The following is an 18,196-nucleotide window of genomic DNA, read 5'->3' as shown; positions in this document are numbered from 1 at the left end:
GGCCCTTCCTGCATCACCCAGCTTCCCCCAAGGACTGTAGAGAGCCATGCCAGATACCGAACTCCGCGAGGACACCGATCCCGCTGCGTCGTCCGCCCCAGCCGACGCCCCCGCAACCTCCAGTCGGAAGGCCGGCGTCCGCCGGCGCCGGACCGGCCCGGAAGGGATCAAGGGCACCATTGCCAAGATCGTCCTGCTGGGCCTCGTGGATGCCCTCGCCGTCTACGTCCTGATCATGCTCTTCCTCAGCCAGTCCTGGCTGGCGCTCGGAGTCTCCTCCGCCGTCGCGCTGGTGATCAACTGGATCTACCTGCGCAAAGGCGGCCTGCCCGCCAAATACTTGGCCCCCGGCGTCCTGTTCCTGCTGGTCTTCCAAGTCTTCGTGGTCCTGTTCAGCGGCTACATTGCCTTCACCAACTACGGCGACGGCCACAACAGCACCAAGGATGACGCGATCAACGCCATCCAGCTCACCGCGCAGAAGCGCGTCCCGGATTCACCGGCGTACAAGACCTCCGTGCTGGCCAAGGACAACTCCTTCTACCTGCTCTTCACGGACCCCCAGGGCAAGGTCTCACTCGGCAGCACCGACAAGCCGCTCGAGGAAGTCTCCGACGCCGGCAAGGACTCCACCGGCAAGGCCAAGACACTGGACGGCTACCAGACCCTGAACTTCCAGGAAATCGTGGCCAACCAGCAGAGCATCCTGGACATCACCGTGCCGGTCTCAGCGGACCCCGCGGACGGCACGCTCCGCACCGCCGACGGCAGCAACGCCTACCAGTTCAAGCCGGCACTGAAGTACGACGAGGCTGCGGACACTTTCACCGACACCACCACCGGCGCGGTCTACCGCGACAACGGCAAGGGCGCCTTCGCCGCGGACAACGGCGAGACGCTCTCCACCGGCTGGAAGATCGACGTCGGGATGGAGAACTTCGCCCGAGCGTTCACCGACCCCAGCCTGCGCGGACCCCTGCTGGGCGTCATCCTCTGGACCTTCACGTTCGCCGTCGCCTCCGTCGCCCTGACGTTCGCGCTCGGCCTGTTCCTGGCCATCACCTTCAACCGGGAAGACCTCAAGGGCAAGAAGGTGTACCGGATCCTGATGATCCTGCCGTATGCCTTCCCCGCCTTCCTCACCGGCCTGGTCTGGTCCGGCATCCTCAACCCCGAGTTCGGCTGGCTCAACCAGACGCTGCTCGGCGGGGCCTCGATCGGCTGGCTCACCGACCCGGTCCTGGCCAAGATCAGCGTCCTGGTGGTCAACCTCTGGCTGGGCTTCCCCTACATGTTCCTGGTCTGCACCGGCGCCCTGCAGTCGCTGCCCTCCGAACTCGATGAGGCCGCCCGGATGGACGGCGCCGGCCCGTGGCGGGTATTCCGCTCCATCAAGCTGCCGCTGCTGCTGGTCTCGATCGCCCCGCTGCTGATCTCCTCCTTCGCGTTCAACTTCAACAACTTCAACGTGATCTTCATGCTCACCGGCGGCGGACCGCGGTTCGCCGACACCGACCGGGACATCGGAGCCACGGACATCCTGATCACCCTCGTATACAAGGTGGCCTTCGGCCAGGGCACCGGCCGCGACTACGGCCTCGCCAGCGCCCTGGCGATCATCATCTTCATCATCGTGGCCACCGTCTCGGCCATCAGCTTCAAGCAGACCAAGGCACTCGAGGACGTGAACTCATGAACGGGTCAGCACCGCACACCACCGCCCCGGCGGACGCCATAGGCACCGGCACCACCGACGTCGAATACCTGAAGTCCCTGCAGCGCCGGCGCCCCTTCGGCGTCTGGTTCAAGGACAAGGGCTGGCGGCACCTGGTCGGCATCATCGTCACGGTCTTCGCCGTGTTCCCGCTGCTCTACGTCCTCTCCGCGGCGCTGAACTCCACCGGCACCCTCGTCGGTTCCAACGCGCTGTTCAGCAAGATCGACTTCGGCAACTTCACCGCCCTGTTCGACATGCCCTCCCGGCCGTTCGCCCGCTGGTTCCTGAACACCATGGTCGTCGGCGGCGTGACCTCCGCCGCCACGGTGTTCCTCGGGGCGATGGCGGCGTACGCGTTCTCCCGGATGCGCTTCACGGGCCGGCGGTTCGGCCTGTTGAGCCTGCTGCTGCTGCAGATGTTCCCGCAGCTGCTGGCCGTCGTCGCCATCTTCCTGCTGCTCAGCGGCATCTCCGAGGTGATCCCGGCCCTGGGCCTGGGCAGCCAGCTGGGCCTGATCATGGTGTACCTGGGCGGCGCCCTGGGTGTGAACACCTACCTGATGTACGGGTTCTTCAACACCGTCCCGCAGTCCCTGGACGAGGCCGCGAAGATCGACGGCGCCAGCCACACCCAGATCTTCTTCGGCATCATCCTGCGCCTGGTCACGCCGATCCTGGCTGTCGTGGGCCTGTTGTCCTTCATCGCGATCTCCGGCGAATTCGTGATCGCGTCCGTGGTGCTGACCGACCCGGACAGCCAGACGCTCGCCGTCGGGCTCTACTCCTTCGTGGCGCAGCAGCGCTCGGAGAACTGGGGCGTCTTCGCCGCCGGCGCCGTGATTTCCGCGGTCCCGGTGATGGCGCTGTTCCTGTTCCTGCAGCGCTACATCGTCAGCGGGCTCACGGCAGGCTCGGTGAAAGGCTAGGCATGTCAGGCGCCGCCCCGGCCGGGCTGCTCCCGCACCACGACGGCTCCGCCCTGCACGCCCCGCAGCAGCCGGCCCTGGGCGACCAGGTCCGGCTGCGGGTCCGGGTCCCGGCGGGGTGGGCCCGCGCCAGCCGCGTCTGGCTCCGCTCGGTCCACGACGGCGAGCCGCGCTACACGGATTGCTTGGCACTCGGCGAGGCCGACGGCTGGGCCTGGTGGGAAGCGGACATGCCCGTCACCAACCCGGTCGCCCGCTACCGCTTCCTGATCGAAGCCGGGCAGCGGTACTGGCACCTCAACGCCCAGGGGCTCTTCAGCCGGGACGTCTCGGACTACGCGGACTTCCGGCTGACGACGTTCCAGACCGCACCGGAGTGGCTGCGCCGGGGCACGCTGTACCAGGTCTTCCCGGACCGGTTCGCGCGCTCGGCGCTCGCCGCCGGCCGGCCCGTTCCGGACTGGGCCGTCCCGTGTGAGTGGGACACCACCGAAGTGCAGGGCGCCGCGGCGGAGACGCCCTACCAGTACTACGGCGGCGACCTGAACGGGGTCACGGAGCGCCTCGACCATATCCAGGCGCTCGGGGCCGACATCATCTACCTGACACCGTTCTTCCCGGCCCGCTCCAACCATCGCTACGATGCCGCCACCTTCGCCGCCGTCGACCCGCTGCTGGGCGGCGACGAGGCCCTGATCGAACTGGTGGAAGCCGCGCACGCCCGCGGCCTGAAGGTGATGGGCGACCTCACCGCCAACCACTCCGGCGACGCGCACGAGTGGTTCCGCACAGCCCTGGCCGAGCCCGGGTCCGAGGAAGCCGGCTACTACTACTTCAGCCGCGACCACACCGCCTACGAGGCCTGGTACGGCATTGCCTCGCTGCCCAAGCTGAACTGGTCCTCCCCGGCGCTGCGGCGCAAATTCGTGCTCGATGACGACTCGCCCGTGGCCCGCTGGCTGCGGCCACCGTTCAACCTCGACGGCTGGCGGATCGACGTCGGCAACATGACCGGCCGGCTCGGGACGACCGACCTGAACCAGGACGTGGCCCGGCTGATCGCCGACCGGGTCCGCAGCATCAATCCGGACGCGGCCCTGCTGGCCGAGGCCACCAACGACGCCGCACCGGACTTCAGCGGCGAGCACTGGCACGGCGCCATGACCTACTCCAACTTCACCCGCCCACTGTGGGCCTGGCTCGCCGGCGACGCCGGGCACGTGAACTTCTTCGGCACCCCGCTGCCCGGACCGCACCGGATCGGGGCAGAGGAATTCCTCGCCACGCACCAGGACCTCGCCGCCGCGTTCAGCTGGGACGTCCGGCAGCAGAACATGAACGCCCTCAACAGCCACGACACCGCCCGGGCCGCCACGGCCATGATCGACGGCGGCCAGACGCTGGGGGCCGTGCTGATGTTCACCTTTCCCGGGGTGCCGGTGATGTTCGCCGGCGACGAGTTCGGGCTCGAGGGGGACAACGGCGAGTACTCCCGGACCCCCATGCCGTGGAACGATCCCGGCCGGATCCGCACCGACCTCCGCGGGCTCTACGCCGACCTGACCGGGCTGCGGAGGTCCCAGCCTGCCCTCACCGGCGGCGGCATTCGCTGGCTCCATGCGGCGGGGGACGCCCTCGTGTTCGTCCGGGAAACGGCGGACACCGCGGTGCTCGTGGTGGTGGCCCGCGCCGCCGCGGAAGTGCTCCTCGCACCGGGGCTCCTGTCCGCCGGCCAGGCCGCGGGCCTGGCGGACGGCCCCGCCCTCGCCACCGGCCAGTTGTCCGCCGCGCCGGCGGCGGACGGGACGGCGTTGCGTGCCGCCGGCCCCGCCGCAGCGGTTTGGGTGCTGCCCGGCGCCGCCCTTCCGGAGTCCGTGCGCCCGGCACGGGGACGTACCAGCCTAGACTGAAGGCCGGACTGAACACCGGATTCAACGGAGAACTGGAGACCATCATGCGCGGCATCATCCATGACCTGACCTCTGCCCTGGGCGCGGAGAAAGTCGCCGTGGATGAGGTGACGCTCGCCGCCTATGCCGTGGACCAGGCGCCGGTGCTGGACTACCAGCTGCCGCAGGCCGTGGTCCGCGCCGAGACCATTGAGGACGTCCAGGCCGTGGTGCGGGCCTGCGCGGCCCGCCGGATCCCGCTCGTGGCCCGCGGCGCCGGCACCGGAGTCTCCGGCGGCGCCCACGCCACGGAAGCCTGCGTGGTGCTCAGCCTGGAGCGGATGAACCGGATCCTGGACCTGAACCCGGATGACGAAACCGCCGTCGTCGAACCCGGCGTGGTCAACGCGGACCTCAACGCTGCCGCCGCGGTGCACGGGCTGATGTACGCCCCGGACCCGGCCAGCTACAAGCTCTCCACCATCGGCGGCAACGTCGCCACCAACGCCGGCGGCCTGCGCTGCGCCAAGTACGGTGTGACCCGGGACTCGGTGCTGGCCCTCGACGTCGTCCTCGCCGACGGCAGCCTCATCCACACCGGGCACCAGACCTTCAAGAGCGTGGCCGGCTACGACCTGACCGGGTTGTTCGTCGGCTCCGAGGGGACCCTGGGCATCGTCGTCGGGATCACAGTCCGGCTCAAGTACCTGCCGCGCGAGGTGCACACCATTGCTGCGTTCTACCCGGACTTCCGCAGCGCCGCGGCCGGGGTGCTCGCGGTCGGCAAGGCACGGGTGCAGCCCGCCATCATGGAACTGCTGGACAGCGGCACCCTCGCCCAGCTCGACGAGGCGCACGGATCGGACCTGGCCGCCCGGGGCGCGTCGCTGCTGCTGATCCAGACCGACGGCTTCGGTGCGGCCGCGGAGGCCGCCGCCATCCGGCCCGTGCTCGCCGCCGGCGGCGCCGTGGTGACCATGGAGCCCAACGCCGAAGCCGAGCAGCTGGTCGAGCTGCGCCGCCACAGCCGCGGCGCCGAGGTCGACGACCAATACCGGGTGGGTGAGGACGTCGCCGTCCCGCGCTCGCGGATGGTGGACTACGTCGCGGAACTGGAGGCGATGGCCGTCAAACACGCGGTGCGGCTGAAAGTGGTGGCCCACGCGGGCGACGGGAACCTGCACCCGACGTTCTGGGTGGAGCAGGCGGACGACGGCGTCGATCCCGGAGCGCTGGAACGCCTTGGCGCCGCGCTGGACGAATCCGTCACGGTGGCACTCGCAATGGGCGGGACCATCACCGGCGAACACGGTGTGGGCCAGTACAAGCTGCGCTGGCTGGGGCTGGAGCAGAAGGAACCGGTGCGCGAACTCCAACGCCGGATCAAGGAACTCTTCGACCCGGCCGGGATCCTCAACCCCGGCAAGGCCATCTAGCGCGGCTGCCCGGTCCGCCCGGGGCCGCCTAGTCGTCCGAGTCCGGGTACTCCTCGTCGGACTCGCCTTCGCCGTAGCGCGACTCCTCCGTCTCGACCTCAAGGATCTTGAGCAGCTCGGTGTCCGGGTTGAGCATGATCGCGGCTTCGTCCCGGCGGTGGCGGAGCTCCGAATCAATGTAGGACTGCACGGCCTCGGCCAGCGGAATGTGCCGGTTTTCCTTCTCCGACATGTACCAGCGGTGTTCCAGGATCTCGTGCACGGCCTCCGCCGGCTCCAGCTTCCCGGACAGGTCGCGCGGGATGGCGCGGACGATCGGCTCGAAGATCTGGCTCACCCAGAGGTGGGCGCTGTATTCCTCATCCATCCCGGGGTTGTTGTCCGCCCGGAAGGAATCCATGTCGTTGAGCAAACGCCGGGCCTGGTTCTCCTGGGCGTCCAGGCCGGTGAGCCGCAGCAGCCGGCGCTGGTGGTGTCCGGCGTCGACGACCTTGGGCTGGAGCTGGATGGTGGACCCGTTCTGGGTCGTCTTGATGGCGTACTCCTCGACGTCGAAGCCCAGTTCGTTGAGCCGCCGGATCCGCGCCGCGACGCGCCAGCGCTCGCCGATCTCGAAGGACTCCTTGGCCGTCAGCTCGCTCCAGAGCCGGCGGTAGCTTTCCATGATCAGCTCGCTGGTGGCGACGGGGTCCACCTTTTCCTCGATCAGGCCGCCGTCGAGCAGGTCCATGAGTTCGCCGGCGATGTTGACCCGGGCGATTTCCAGGTCGTACTCGCGCTGCCCGGTGGACAGGTCCGGGTACAGCTCGCCGGTCTCGGCGTCCACGAGGTAGGCGGCGAAGGCGCCGGCGTCCCGGCGGAACAGGGTGTTGGAGAGCGAGACGTCGCCCCAGTAGAAACCGATCAGGTGCAGCCGGACCAGCAGCAGGGCCTGGGCGTCGATCAGGCGGGTCAGGGTGTCCTTGCGCAGCATCTGGGAAAACAGGGCCCGGTACGGCATGGAGAACTTCAGGTGCCGGGTGACCAGCACCGGGTTCAGCGGCCGGCCCTCCGGCGTGGTGCGGCCGGTAATGACCGCGACCGGCTCCACGCAGGGCACATCGAGCCGGGCGAGCTTGCGGAGCATGTGGTACTCGTGCCGGGCGATGTGCTCCGAGGTTTCCTTGATGGCAATCACCGAGCCGCCCAGGTGGGCGAACCGCACGATGTGCCGCGAGATGCCGCGGGGGAGGGCGGCGAGGTACTCGGCCGGCCAGTCCTCCAGGGCGATGTGCCAGGGCAGGTCCAGCAGCTCGGGCTCCGTGGCGGCGGCGGTGATGCTCAGCGAGCTGGCGACCATTTTGGCGTCGTGGGCGCTGGCGGCTTCGTACCGCGGCAGCTTGCCGATCTGTCCGTAGTCAGTGGGTTCGTCGTGCCACTGGGCGCCGTTGTCCTCGGTCATGCGGTTTTCCTCGGTCATGGGGCAATTCTCCCGTACATGGGCGGCCGCCGCCTAAAGCCGGCCGGTTAAACGCCGGCGGCGGCCCTCCAGGAGGAGGACCGCCGCCGGCGACGAGCGGTCAGTCGCCGAGGCGCTGGCCGGTCTTGGTGTCGAACAGGTGCACGTGGCCCGACTGCGGGCGGACATAGATGGTCTCGCCCTTCATCGGGGGACGGCGGCCGTCGACGCGGGCCACGATGTCGTGGTCCTTGCCATCCAGCGTGGTGTGGCCGTAGATGTACGCGTCGGCGCCGAGTTCCTCAACGACGTCGACCTCGACCTGGAGGCCTTCGCCCTGCGGCGCAGCTTCGAGGTCTTCCGGGCGGGTACCCAGCGTGACGGTGGAGCCGGACGCGTCCTCGAGGACGTCGCGCGGCACCGGGTAGACGGTCCCGCCGAACTGCACGCCGCCGTCGACGACGGGGAGCTCCAGCAGGTTCATGGCCGGGGAGCCGATGAAGCCGGCGACGAAGACGTTCTTCGGCTTGTCGTACAGGTTGCGCGGGGTGTCCACCTGCATGAGCAGGCCGTCCTTGAGCACGGCGACGCGGTCGCCCATGGTCATGGCCTCAACCTGGTCGTGGGTGACGTACACCGTGGTGACGCCGAGCCGGCGGGTCAGGGACGCGATCTGGGTGCGGGTCTGCACGCGGAGCTTGGCGTCAAGGTTGGAGAGCGGCTCGTCCATCAGGAACACCTGCGGGTTGCGCACGATCGCGCGGCCCATGGCGACGCGCTGGCGCTGGCCGCCGGAGAGGGCCTTCGGCTTGCGGTCCAGGTACGGCTCAAGGTCCAGGAGCTTGGCGGCTTCGCGGACGCGCTCGGCGCGTTCTTCCTTGCTGACGCCGGCAATCTTCAGGGCGAAGCCCATGTTGTCCGCGACCGTCATGTGCGGGTAGAGCGCGTAGTTCTGGAAGACCATGGCGATGTCGCGGTCCTTCGGCGGAACATCGGTGACATCGCGGTCGCCGATCAGGATCCGGCCGGAGTTCACATCCTCAAGGCCTGCGAGCATGCGCAGGGAGGTGGACTTTCCACAGCCGGAGGGTCCTACGAGGACCAGGAACTCGCCGTCGGCGATTTCAATGTTGAGCTTGTCAACAGCGGGCTTCTCTGTGCCCGGGTACAGACGCGTAGCGTTGTCAAAAGTAACTGTTGCCACAGTTATCATCCCTTCACCGGCAGGTACGTGCCGGACGATCCGTAGTGAATGGTTCTTTGTATTCAGTTGTGGCATCCGCTCAGCGGATGCGCGTGCTCCCCGGCCGAAGCCGAGGAGCAGCCGTGACGCCGCACGGTAGCTGTGCGCCACATCACATACAGAGTATGTCAGATTTTTCGGTTTGGGGTCGAAACGTTACGGATCTCACGTGTGATCCGCCTTACCGCCGCCCCTTCGTCCCCGGGAAGCGCCTCTGTAGGCTGTGCCCATGACCTCACTGCAGATCTATGTCAGTTTCCCCGGAACCGCGCGTGAAGCCCTGGGCTTTTACGCGGATGTTTTCGGCGGCGACCTTGCCCTGTTCAGCTACGAAGAGTTCAATCGCACCGACGGTCCGCCGGATGCCATCGCGCACGGCCAGTTGAGCGGCGTCGTGGGCCTGGCGGGCTCGGATGCGCCGGCGGGGGATAAGACCGTCCGGTTCGAGGGCCTGATGCTCTCCCTGCTGGGGACCGCGGAGCCGGCAGTCCTGCACGAGTGGTTCGACAAGCTTGCCGAAGGCGGCCGCGTGGTGGACCCCCTCGCGGAGAAGCCGTGGGGCGCCTCCGACGGCCAGGTCATCGACCGCCACGGGCTGCACTGGCTGATCGGCTACGAACCCGAGTCCGCGTCTAGTTAGGCTGCGGCCGAGGGGCGGGGAGCCGCTGCTAAGCGGAGTCAGTTGGTTTCGGTTCCGCATCCTGGTGCGGACGGGCTTTGCGCGCGGGATCCACAGTGCCATCGGTCCCGTAGTCGCCTTCGGAGTACCGCCCGACTTCCGACTCGGCAGTGCGCGCCGGGGCTGTTCCGGCGCCGCCGTAGTCCGCCCTGACGTAGCGGCCGGATTCGTGGGCTTTGGCGCCTAATGGTTCGGGCAGACCGCCTTCGGACCCCGCCGCACCGTAGTTGCCCTCGATGTACTGGCCTTCCTCGTCGTCCGTGTGACGGCCCGACTGCGCGCCGGATTTTCCGAAGTTGCCTTCCACGTACCGGCCCCGCAGGTCTTTCTCCTCGGGGTTCGTGCCGGAACCGGCTTCCCCGGAAGTGTTTTCCTTGCCGCTGTTCTTAGTCATGATCGTTCCCTTCCCGAAACGAAATCTGCGTCTAATGCGGCGCAATTTAAGTCTAGCGAGGGCGCGCGGTCCCCAACAGGAGTACCCGGGAACACCGCGGTGAAGGCGGCACGGTGCGGCAGGCCCCTTTAGCCGGCGACGGCGTTTGTCCGCTCCCGCAGGAGCGCTTCGAGGAAATCGGAGACCTGCTCGCAGTCCTGCACCCGGAACTCGGCCTGGGTAAAGTCCTGGCCGACCTTGATGCCGAGGTCGCCGCGGATGAGGCTGCCCAGGGCATCCTCATCGGTGGTGTCATCGCCGGCGAAGACGACGGCGGTGGCGCCGGTCGCCTGCCGAAGGAAGGACACGCCTTCACCCTTGGAAGCGTGGATTACGGAGGTCTCCAGCACCCGGTTTCCGGTCTTCAGGAAGACACCGGGACGGTCCTGCAGTGCGGCTTTGGCCGCCGTCACCGCGTCTTCGGCGACGTCGTCCGCCGCCAGCCGCGTGTGCAGCACGACGCCGGCGGGCTTGTCCTCCAGCAGTGTGCCGGGGGCGACGTCCACGATCTCTGCCAGGACCTTCCGCACCCCGGCCAGGAGTTCGCGCTGTCCGGCGTCGAGCTCAAGGTCGGCCGACCCGGGGCCCATCCAGACCTCGGCGCCGTGGCTGCCGATCAGCAGCGTCCGCTCCGGGGGCGAGGCGACCGCGCGCAGGCTGTCCAGCGCCCGGCCGGAGATGAGCGCCGTCGTCGTGCGCGGCAGCTCCGCCAGGGCGGCGAACGCGGCGGCGGAGCGCGGGAGCGCCCGCGAGTCCTCCGCGTGGTCCACCAGCGGGGCCATGGTCCCGTCAAAGTCCATCGCCACCAGGAGCTGGTCCGTGCCGGCGACGCGGCGGACGGCGGCGAGCAGCTCGGGGGAGAGCTGGTCGTCGGTCCCGGGAGTGCTGGAATCAGGAGTCATCGCGGACCACCTTTTCCTTCAGCGCGCTCAGGAAGTCCGCAGACCAGAGGTCGACGTCGTTGGTCAGGATCTGCTTGCGCATGGCACGCATCCGCCGCGCGGCCTCCGCGGGCTGCATGTTGACCGCGCGCATGATGGTGTCCTTGAGCCCGTCGATGTCGTGCGGGTTCATCAGCAGTGCCTGCTTGAGCTGGTCGGCCGCGCCGGCGAACTCGCTGAGCACCAGGGCGCCGTCGTTGTTGGTCCGGGCCGTGACGTACTCCTTGGCCACCAGGTTCATGCCGTCGCGCAGGGCGGTGACCAGCATGACGTCGGCGGCCAGGTACAGGGCCACCATCTCCTCGATCGGGTAGCTGTGGTGCAGGTAGCGCACGGCCGTGTTCTGCATGGTGTCGAAGGTGCCGTTGATGTGCCCCACGGTGCCTTCCACTTCCTCGCGCAGCAGCCGGTACTGTTCGACGCGCTCGCGGCTGGGGCTGGCGACCTGGATCAGGGACGCGTCCTCCACCGTGACCTTGCCGTCCTCAAGGAGCTCCTCATAGGCCTTGAGCCGGTGCCGGATGCCCTTGGTGTAGTCCAGCCGGTCCACGCCCAGCAGGATGGTCTTGGGGTTGCCCAGGTCCCGGCGGATCTGCTTGGCCCGCTCGATGATCTCCGGGCGCTGGGCCAGTTCGCTGATCTGCTTGACGTCGATGGAGATCGGGAACGCCTGCGCGCGGGCAATATGGGTCGTTTCGCCGTCGGCGCCCTTGACGTGGACCTGCTGCTGCTTGACGCTGGCGCCGAGGAAGCGGCGGGCGGAGCGCATGAAGTTGCCGGCGTCGCTGCTGCGCTGCAACCCGACCAGGTCCGCGCCGAGCAGGCCGTCGATGATCGCCCGGCGCCACGGCAGCTGCGCGAAGATCTCCGGCGGCGGGAAGGGGATGTGGTTGAAGAAACCGATCTTCAGGTCCGGTCGTGCCTCGCGGAGCATCTTGGGCACCAGCTGGAGCTGGTAGTCCTGGACCCAGACGGTGGCGCCCTGCGCGGCGTAGCGGATGACGGCGTCGGCGAACCGCTTGTTCACCTTCCGGTACGTGTCCCACCAGGCGCGGTGGAACTCCGGCGGGGCGATCACGTCGTGGTACAGCGGCCAGAGGGTGGCGTTGGAGAAACCCTCGTAGTAAAGCTCGACGTCGCGGGTGCTCAGCTGGACGGGGATGAGGTCGATGCCGCCGTGGCTGAACGGTTCGAGGTGCTCGTCGGGGGCCCCGTGCCAGCCCACCCAGGCGCCGTCGGTCTTGGTCATCATCGGCGCCAGAGCGGTGACCAGCCCGCCGGGGGAGCGACGCCAGCCGTCCTCGCAGCCCGGCTCGTCGGGCGAGCAGCGGTCCACCGGCATCCGGTTGGAAACCACCATGAAATCGAAGGTGGCCCCTGGTTCCGATGCGTCGGCATGCTTGTCGGCGGCGGGCTCGGCGTGCGGCCCTCCGTCAGCTGTCTGTGCAGGTTCCTGCTCGGCGCTCTGCTCGGCGCGCTCCGTTGCTTGCATTGGTGCCCCCTGGGTCGCTTGTGGCTCTTGTCCACCCTAGCCGCGCGGAATCTTCCGTGCTATTCGTCCGTTGGGCACACGGAGGAAACTTGAAAGCGCAAGCTCCCGGGTTTCTCCCCTAAAATGATGAAGTTGCCACCCAGTGGACCATCCCAGGCCGATCGACACGAGGAACTAATGAGCCCCGCAAACGAACCCCGTCAGTCCAAAGCGGAGCGCACCGCCGCGGCGCGCGAAAAAGCCCGAGAGATCCGCGAAGCGCAGCTGAAGAAGGAAAAGCGGAACAAGCTGCTCATCGGCTGGGGCATCGTCGTCGCCGTCGTCGCCATCGTGGTGATCGTGGCACTGGTGGTCACCTCCAACATCAAGAACAACGCCCCGGTGGCGGATTCCGGCCCGACGCCGGCCAACGGCAACGTCCACGGCGGCGTCACCCTGCTGGCCAACACCGAGGTCGCCAAGACCGAACCGGCCACCGTCAACGTCGCGGACCTGCCCTCGCCCGCGGCCACGCCGCCGGCGGACATCAAGGCCCCCGGTGCCGAGGCCGAGGCCGGCAAGCCGGTCAAGGTGGTCCTCTACATCGACTTCATCTGCCCGGTCTGCAAGAACTTCGAGGCGCAGTACAACAGCACCCTCACCGAGCTGCGCAACGCAGGCAAGATCACGGTCGAGTACCGTCCGCTGGGCTTCCTGGACAGCCGCTCCAGCACCAACTACTCCTCCCGCGCGGCCAACGCCGCCGCCTGCGTCGTGAACGAATCGCCGGAGAAGTACTCCGCATTCGTGGACGAGCTGTTCGCCAAGCAGCCTGCCGAGGGCGGTGCCGGCCTCTCCGACAACGAGCTGAAGAAGATGGCCACCGACATCGGCGCCAAGAGCATCGACAAGTGCGTGGACGACAAGACCTACCGCCCGTACGTGAAGTACACGACCCAGGAAGCCGCGGCGATCGGCGTCACCGGCACCCCGACGGTCTTCGTCGAGGGCAAGCAGTGGGGCAAGGGCGCCAGCGCCCAGACCCCGTTCGAGCAGTTCCTGCAGGCAGCGGTCGACGCCAAGAAGTAACAGACACCGTACGCAACAGCCCGGCACCGGTTCTCCGGGGCCGGGCTGTTTGCGTTGCCGGTGCGTTGCTGGTGCGTTGCCGGCATTTTTTACCGGCAGGCTTCCGTGGGCTACCCTTGTCTAGCGCCCAGCGTCCGGCCCTTCATGCGGCCAGCGGACGACGGCGGATTGCCTCCTTAGCTCAGTTGGCCAGAGCACCGCTCTTGTAAAGCGGGGGTCGTCGGTTCGAATCCGACAGGGGGCTCCACAAACCCCTCCGTTCCGGCGATGTTGCCCGGACCGGAGGGGCTTTTGCACAAAGCATTCGGGATGCAGCACGTTTATTTTTCGCCCTGTGGTGTCATTTCTTCCAGGCCGGCCCTGGGGTCTTGGAAAGGGTCGCTGCCACCGCAATCGCACCGGCGACTTGTGCCACGCCAATGGCCCGGGTCAGGCCCGGGCGCTTCTTGAACCAGCCCATGATTGGAGCCCACGGACCGAATTCCCACCGTGCGCAATGCTCTACGGGGAACAAAACGGTCAGCACGCCATCCCCGATGTGCAACATGACCGCTGACTCCACGACCCGAACATCCATGAGGTGCCCTCCCACGCCTGAGTCCGATCCCGGCTGATCCGACCTTGGCAACAGTGTGCGCCGGCCTCTCACAGCAACTCAGGGCTGAAAGTCCTGCAATCCCAAGCCTCGCCGATGTTCCAGCCGACGAGCTTCATCCGGCGGTGATCCTGAGCCCGGCGACCGCTCCGGTCCAGGCTCCGCCTGGCTGAACGCGGGTGAGCTGGGCGCCGACGGGACCTGCAGCCAGCTCAACGACCTGGGTCCGGGTTTCCGAGCAGTCGATCTCCAGGACCGTGTACTGGCTTCCGCCCCTGATGCTCTGGGTGAGGTAGATCTGGGCGTGCGGGATACCGACGCAGGCCGCCGCGACGGAGTGGGGCCCGGCCGTCTTGACCGTGGCTGATTTTTGGAAGCCGACACCCGGGCCGTCGGCGGGGCCTGAATCCGCCAGCAGAGCCTCTCCCGGTGCTATGGCCAGGCGCCGCTCCAGCTCCGCGTAGTTGCGGGTTTCGACAGCCAGTACATCAGGATCTTCGACCGGGACGGTGTACCCCGGGCGGCCGCTGGAGCCGGCCGCCGAGGGGCGGGGGCCGGCATCGTCCTCGTAGGCGCAGCCGGCCAGCGCGGGTCCCAGCACCAAGCAGGCGGCCAGCGCCGCGGCCCAACGCGCCGTCGTCATTCCCCCAAGAACAGACATGCGCCGAGTCTACGGACCACCCGCCGGATGGCAAGCGGGCCGCGCTCACCCCACCGGCCGGGTGGCCTCCTCCAGGATCTCCAGCAGGTGCCGGTAGGAGCGGCCGGTGGCCTTGGACATGCCCAGTTCGCAGGTGCGGTTGGTCGAGGCATAGGCCTCGTAGTCGCGCTCGTTGATTTCGGCGGCCTGGGTGCGGGTGGCGGAATCCGTTAGCTCGGGGTGCAGCAGGCCGCGGTCGCCGGCAAAGGCGCAGCAGCCCCAGTTCAGCGGCACGAAGACGTCCCCCGTCACGGTCCGGGCGATCTCCATCAAGGCATCGTTGGTGCACAGCTGGGTTGACGAGCAGGTCGGGTGCAGGGCCATGGAGGCCACCGGCGCGGACACCGTGAGCCGCCCAAGCACGTGCTGGTGGACGAACTCCACCGAGTCCACGAACCGCAGCCCGGCGTAGCGCTCCGCGGATTCGGCCGCGAGCCGCTTCATCGTCTCGAGGCCTTCGGTGCAGGACGCGGCGTCGCACACCACGGGCAGGCTGCCCTGCCCGCTGGCCTCATACAGGCGGTCGAGGACCTTGACCGACATCGCCGCATAACCCTCCGAGAAACCTTTGGACTTCCACGGGGTGCCGCAGCAGAGGCTGTCGATGCCTTCAGGGATGGTCAGGGCAACCCCTGCGCGCTCGCAGAGGTCCAGGAAGGCCTGGGCGGATCCCTTGGCGGACCCGCCGGGACCGCCGCCCGGCGCGTCCGCCGGGCCGAACATGGTCCCGATGCAGGCCGGGAAGAACACCGCGACGCTGTCCGGGTCTTGCCGGGACCGGCGCTTCGAACCGCCGGCGGGCAGGACGGCGTCGTACGCCGGGACGGTCTCGGCGCCCAGTACCGCCCGGCCGACGGCGGTCGCGGCCTTGGCCAGCGGGGCCGGCACCGTCTTCGCCACGGTCAGGGCGAGGCCGCCGCCGGCGGTGACAGCACCCCAGCGGTCCGCGGCAACGCTCCAGCCGGCCGCGGCGACCGTGTTGGCATTTTCCTGGCGCAGCCGCCGGACCAGGTCCCCGGTATTGATCAGCACCGGGCACGCGGTGACGCACATGCCGTCGGCCGCGCAGGTCTGCACGCCGTCGTAGTCGTAGTCCTTCCGCAACCGGGTGGCGAGGGCGTCGTCGCCGCGCTGCTCCGCGGCGGCGATCTCGCGCCGCAGCACAATCCGCTGCCGCGGCGTGAGGGTGATGTCCTTGCTCGGGCAGACCGGTTCGCAGTAACCGCACTCGACGCAGCGATCCACCTCTTCCTCCACGGTCGGCGCCACCTTGAGGTTTTCGATGTAGGACAACGGCTCGTCCGCAAGCAGCACGCCCGGGTTAAGCAGGTGGGCCGGGTCGATCAGCCGCTTGATCTCCTGCATGACCTCGTACAGCTCGTCGCCGTACTGGCGGCGGACGAACGGCGCCATGATCCGCCCGGTGCCGTGTTCGGCCTTGAGCGATCCGCCCGCGCCGAGGACCAAGTCCACCATGTCGTCGGTGAAGGCCTGGTAGCGCAGCAGCTGGTCCGGGTCGTCGAAGCGCTCGTTGAGCATGAAGTGGACGTTCCCGTCCTTGGCATGGCCGAAGATCACCGAGTCCTCGTAGCGGTGCTCGGTGAACAGCCGGGTCAGTTCGCTGCAGGTGTCCGCCAGCGCCGGGACCGGCACCACGATGTCCTCCAGCAGCGCGTTGGTGCCCGACGGCCGGGCGCCGGCCACCGTGGTGTAGAGACCCTTGCGGACGTGCCAGAGCGCGGCCCGGTCCTTCGGGTCCGTGGTCAGGGCGAACGGCGCGGCCAGGTCCAGCGACCCGAACAGCGGCTCGGAGTCCTGCCGCCGGGAGGACAGCTCCGCGGCGTCCGCGCCTTGGTGCTCGACCAGCAGCGCGGTGTGCCCGCGGACCGGTAGCGAACGGATGGCCGGGGGTGCGTCCGCGGCGAGCTGGGCGACCTTGAGGGCGGCCGCGTCCATCAGCTCGATGGTCGCCAGGCCGGAGGCCACGAGGTCGGGCAGCGCGGCCGTGGCGGCGTCGAGGGTGTTGAAGACCAGCAGCCCGGTGGCCACGGCGGGCTTGACCTCGACCGTCCGGAAGACCGCCTCCGCGACGAAGCCGAGGGTGCCCTCGCTGCCGATCAGCAGGTGCGTCAGGATGTCGACGGCCCGTTCGAAGTCGAGGAAGGCGTTGATCCCGTACCCCATGGTGTTCTTCATGGAGAACAGCGAGGTGATGATGCGCACCGAGTCCGCGTTTCCGGCCACCCGGCGGCGGAGCCTGAGCAGGCCCTCGTGGAGGTCGGGTTCGAGGGCTCGCAGCCGCGCGTCGGCGTCGGCGTCGCCGGTGTCGATCACTGTGCCCGAGGGCAGCACCAGCACCATCGACTCCAGCGTCCGGTAGGTGTTGAACTCGGTACCGCAGGCCATCCCGGAGGAGTTATTGGCGATGACGCCACCCACCGTGCAGGCGATTTCGCTGGCCGGGTCGGGCCCAAGCTTGCGTCCGAAGGCTGCCAGCCGGGCGTTGACGCTGCGCACGGTGGCGCCGGGCTGGACCCTGACCCGGGCGCCGCCGTCGAGGACCTCGATGCCGCGGAAGTGCTGGCGGGTGTTGATGAGCAGGCTGTCGCTGACGGCCTGGCCGGACAGGCTGGTGCCGCCGGAGCGGAAGGTGGCCGGGAGGCCGAGTTCGCGGCTGCGCCGCAGCAGGCGCCCGACGTCGTCGGCGCTGCGGGGAGTGGCGACGCCCTGCGGGATGAGCAGGTAATGCGAGGCGTCGTGCGCCATGGCCCGCCGGTCCAGGTCCCGGGTACTGACGGTCTCCGGGTCCAGCTGGTCGATCAGGGATGTGGCGGCTGCCGTGGCTGTCATGCGCTGCTCCAGGGTCGTGCGTGCTGTTAGGGGGCGGGGAGGGGCGGGACCGCTTCGCGTGCCCGCTGGTAAAACCATTCGATGTGTTCGCGCAGCCGGCGGGCCGCGAGTTCGCCGTCGCGCGCCTCGACGGCGTCGAAGATGCCGTGGTGCTGGCTCCGGAGCACCGCGAGGACCTCGGGCCAGGACTCCATCGCGTCCATGGCGCCCTTGACGTAACCGACGATCGAGCCGCTGAGGGACTCCATCATGGTGGCCACCACGGCGTTTCCGGCCAGCGAGCTGAGGGCCACGTGGAACCGTGCGTCGAGCTCGTGGAAGGTGGCCCGGTCGATAGCGGGGTCGTCCATGGCCTCCAGCAGCCGGGCGGCCTGCTCCAGTTCCGCTTCGCCGCCGCTGCGGGCAGCGCCCGCCTGGGCGGTCCAGGTTTCCAGCAGGATGCGCGTTTGCACGATGTCTTCGACCGGGAGCCGGCTGCTGGCCACATGCAGCCGCAGCGCCGAGGACAGGCCCGCGGACGGGTCGGAGATGACGATGGCGCCGGAGGTGGGGCCGGAACCGACCGAGCTGCGCACCACGCCCATGGCGTCAAGGATCCGGATGGCTTCGCGCACCGAGGCCCGGGAGATGCCGTAATTCTCCGCCAGGGTGCGTTCACCCGGGAGGCGGTCGCCGAGCTTGATCTTGCCCGACCGCAGGTCTGCCTCGATGTCCTGCAGGAGCGCGTCATAGGTACGACGGCGGGGGGCGGCTCCTGCTGCGGCGCTGGTCACGGGCGGGTTCCTTCCG

Annotated in this window: 14 protein-coding genes and 1 tRNA gene; 7 read left to right on the top strand and 8 right to left on the bottom strand. The window is 68.6% G+C overall.

Going from position 1 to position 18,196, the window contains the following annotated elements; translation table 11 throughout:
• Positions 1-46: 46 nt before the first annotated feature.
• Genes ACTWLI_RS03345 through ACTWLI_RS03330 form a run of 4 tightly spaced genes read left to right on the top strand, consistent with a single transcriptional unit; the run spans position 47 to position 5,968 of the window.
• A complete protein-coding gene (locus tag ACTWLI_RS03345) occupies positions 47-1,696 on the top strand; it encodes an ABC transporter permease subunit (protein ID WP_445155279.1) in 1,650 nt (549 codons plus the stop codon).
• A complete protein-coding gene (locus ACTWLI_RS03340) occupies positions 1,693-2,643 on the top strand; it encodes a sugar ABC transporter permease (RefSeq protein ID WP_445155278.1) in 951 nt (316 codons plus the stop codon). The genes ACTWLI_RS03345 and ACTWLI_RS03340 overlap by 4 nt, the downstream gene beginning before the upstream one ends.
• A 2-nt stretch (positions 2,644-2,645) precedes the next feature.
• Positions 2,646-4,553 (top strand): glycoside hydrolase family 13 protein, encoded by a 1,908-nt coding sequence (locus ACTWLI_RS03335; protein WP_445155277.1) that lies wholly within the window; start codon positions 2,646-2,648, stop codon positions 4,551-4,553.
• A gap of 44 nt (positions 4,554-4,597) precedes the next feature.
• Positions 4,598-5,968, top strand: a complete 1,371-nt coding sequence (locus tag ACTWLI_RS03330; protein ID WP_445155276.1) for an FAD-binding oxidoreductase — start codon at positions 4,598-4,600, stop codon at positions 5,966-5,968.
• Between the two features lie 28 nt (positions 5,969-5,996).
• Here the strand turns inward: ACTWLI_RS03330 and ACTWLI_RS03325 are convergent, their stop codons facing one another.
• A complete protein-coding gene (locus ACTWLI_RS03325; RefSeq protein ID WP_056741240.1) occupies positions 5,997-7,409 on the bottom strand; it encodes a DUF4032 domain-containing protein in 1,413 nt (470 codons plus the stop codon).
• 118 nt (positions 7,410-7,527) lie between these two features.
• A complete protein-coding gene (locus ACTWLI_RS03320) occupies positions 7,528-8,610 on the bottom strand; it encodes an ABC transporter ATP-binding protein (RefSeq protein WP_445155275.1) in 1,083 nt (360 codons plus the stop codon).
• Between the two features lie 268 nt (positions 8,611-8,878).
• On the opposite strand from ACTWLI_RS03320, the gene ACTWLI_RS03315 reads away from it, so the two are divergent.
• A complete protein-coding gene (locus ACTWLI_RS03315; RefSeq protein ID WP_445155274.1) occupies positions 8,879-9,289 on the top strand; it encodes a VOC family protein in 411 nt (136 codons plus the stop codon).
• Positions 9,290-9,317: 28 nt separating this feature from the next.
• On the opposite strand, the gene ACTWLI_RS03310 is transcribed toward ACTWLI_RS03315, so the two are convergent.
• From ACTWLI_RS03310 to ACTWLI_RS03300, 3 genes are all read right to left on the bottom strand, one after another.
• A complete protein-coding gene (locus ACTWLI_RS03310) occupies positions 9,318-9,722 on the bottom strand; it encodes a hypothetical protein (protein ID WP_445155273.1) in 405 nt (134 codons plus the stop codon).
• A 128-nt stretch (positions 9,723-9,850) separates the two neighbouring features.
• Positions 9,851-10,663: a trehalose-phosphatase gene (gene otsB, locus ACTWLI_RS03305; protein ID WP_445155272.1), complete on the bottom strand. Its 813-nt coding sequence runs from the start codon at positions 10,661-10,663 to the stop codon at positions 9,851-9,853.
• Positions 10,653-12,194, bottom strand: a complete 1,542-nt coding sequence (locus ACTWLI_RS03300) for an alpha,alpha-trehalose-phosphate synthase (UDP-forming) (protein WP_445155271.1) — start codon at positions 12,192-12,194, stop codon at positions 10,653-10,655. Before ACTWLI_RS03300 ends, otsB begins: the two co-directional genes overlap by 11 nt.
• 177 nt (positions 12,195-12,371) lie before the next feature.
• On the opposite strand from ACTWLI_RS03300, the gene ACTWLI_RS03295 reads away from it, so the two are divergent.
• Entirely contained in the window at positions 12,372-13,262 is an 891-nt protein-coding gene (locus ACTWLI_RS03295; RefSeq protein ID WP_445155270.1) for a DsbA family protein, read from the top strand.
• Between the two features lie 170 nt (positions 13,263-13,432).
• Positions 13,433-13,509, top strand: a tRNA-Thr gene (locus ACTWLI_RS03290).
• A gap of 463 nt (positions 13,510-13,972) precedes the next feature.
• On the opposite strand, the gene ACTWLI_RS03285 is transcribed toward ACTWLI_RS03290, so the two are convergent.
• Genes ACTWLI_RS03285 through ACTWLI_RS03275 form a run of 3 tightly spaced genes read right to left on the bottom strand, consistent with a single transcriptional unit; the run spans position 13,973 to position 18,180 of the window.
• Positions 13,973-14,518, bottom strand: a complete 546-nt coding sequence (locus ACTWLI_RS03285; RefSeq protein WP_445155269.1) for a hypothetical protein — start codon at positions 14,516-14,518, stop codon at positions 13,973-13,975.
• A gap of 45 nt (positions 14,519-14,563) precedes the next feature.
• Positions 14,564-17,407 (bottom strand): FAD-binding and (Fe-S)-binding domain-containing protein, encoded by a 2,844-nt coding sequence (locus ACTWLI_RS03280; RefSeq protein WP_445155268.1) that lies wholly within the window; start codon positions 17,405-17,407, stop codon positions 14,564-14,566.
• Between the two features lie 26 nt (positions 17,408-17,433).
• Complete coding sequence (locus ACTWLI_RS03275) at positions 17,434-18,180, bottom strand: FadR/GntR family transcriptional regulator (protein ID WP_445155267.1); 747 nt, start codon at positions 18,178-18,180, stop codon at positions 17,434-17,436.
• Positions 18,181-18,196 lie beyond the last annotated feature (16 nt).

The organism is Arthrobacter sp. Hor0625 (assembly GCF_052567525.1).
This window is presented reverse-complemented; position numbering and strand designations above follow the sequence as displayed.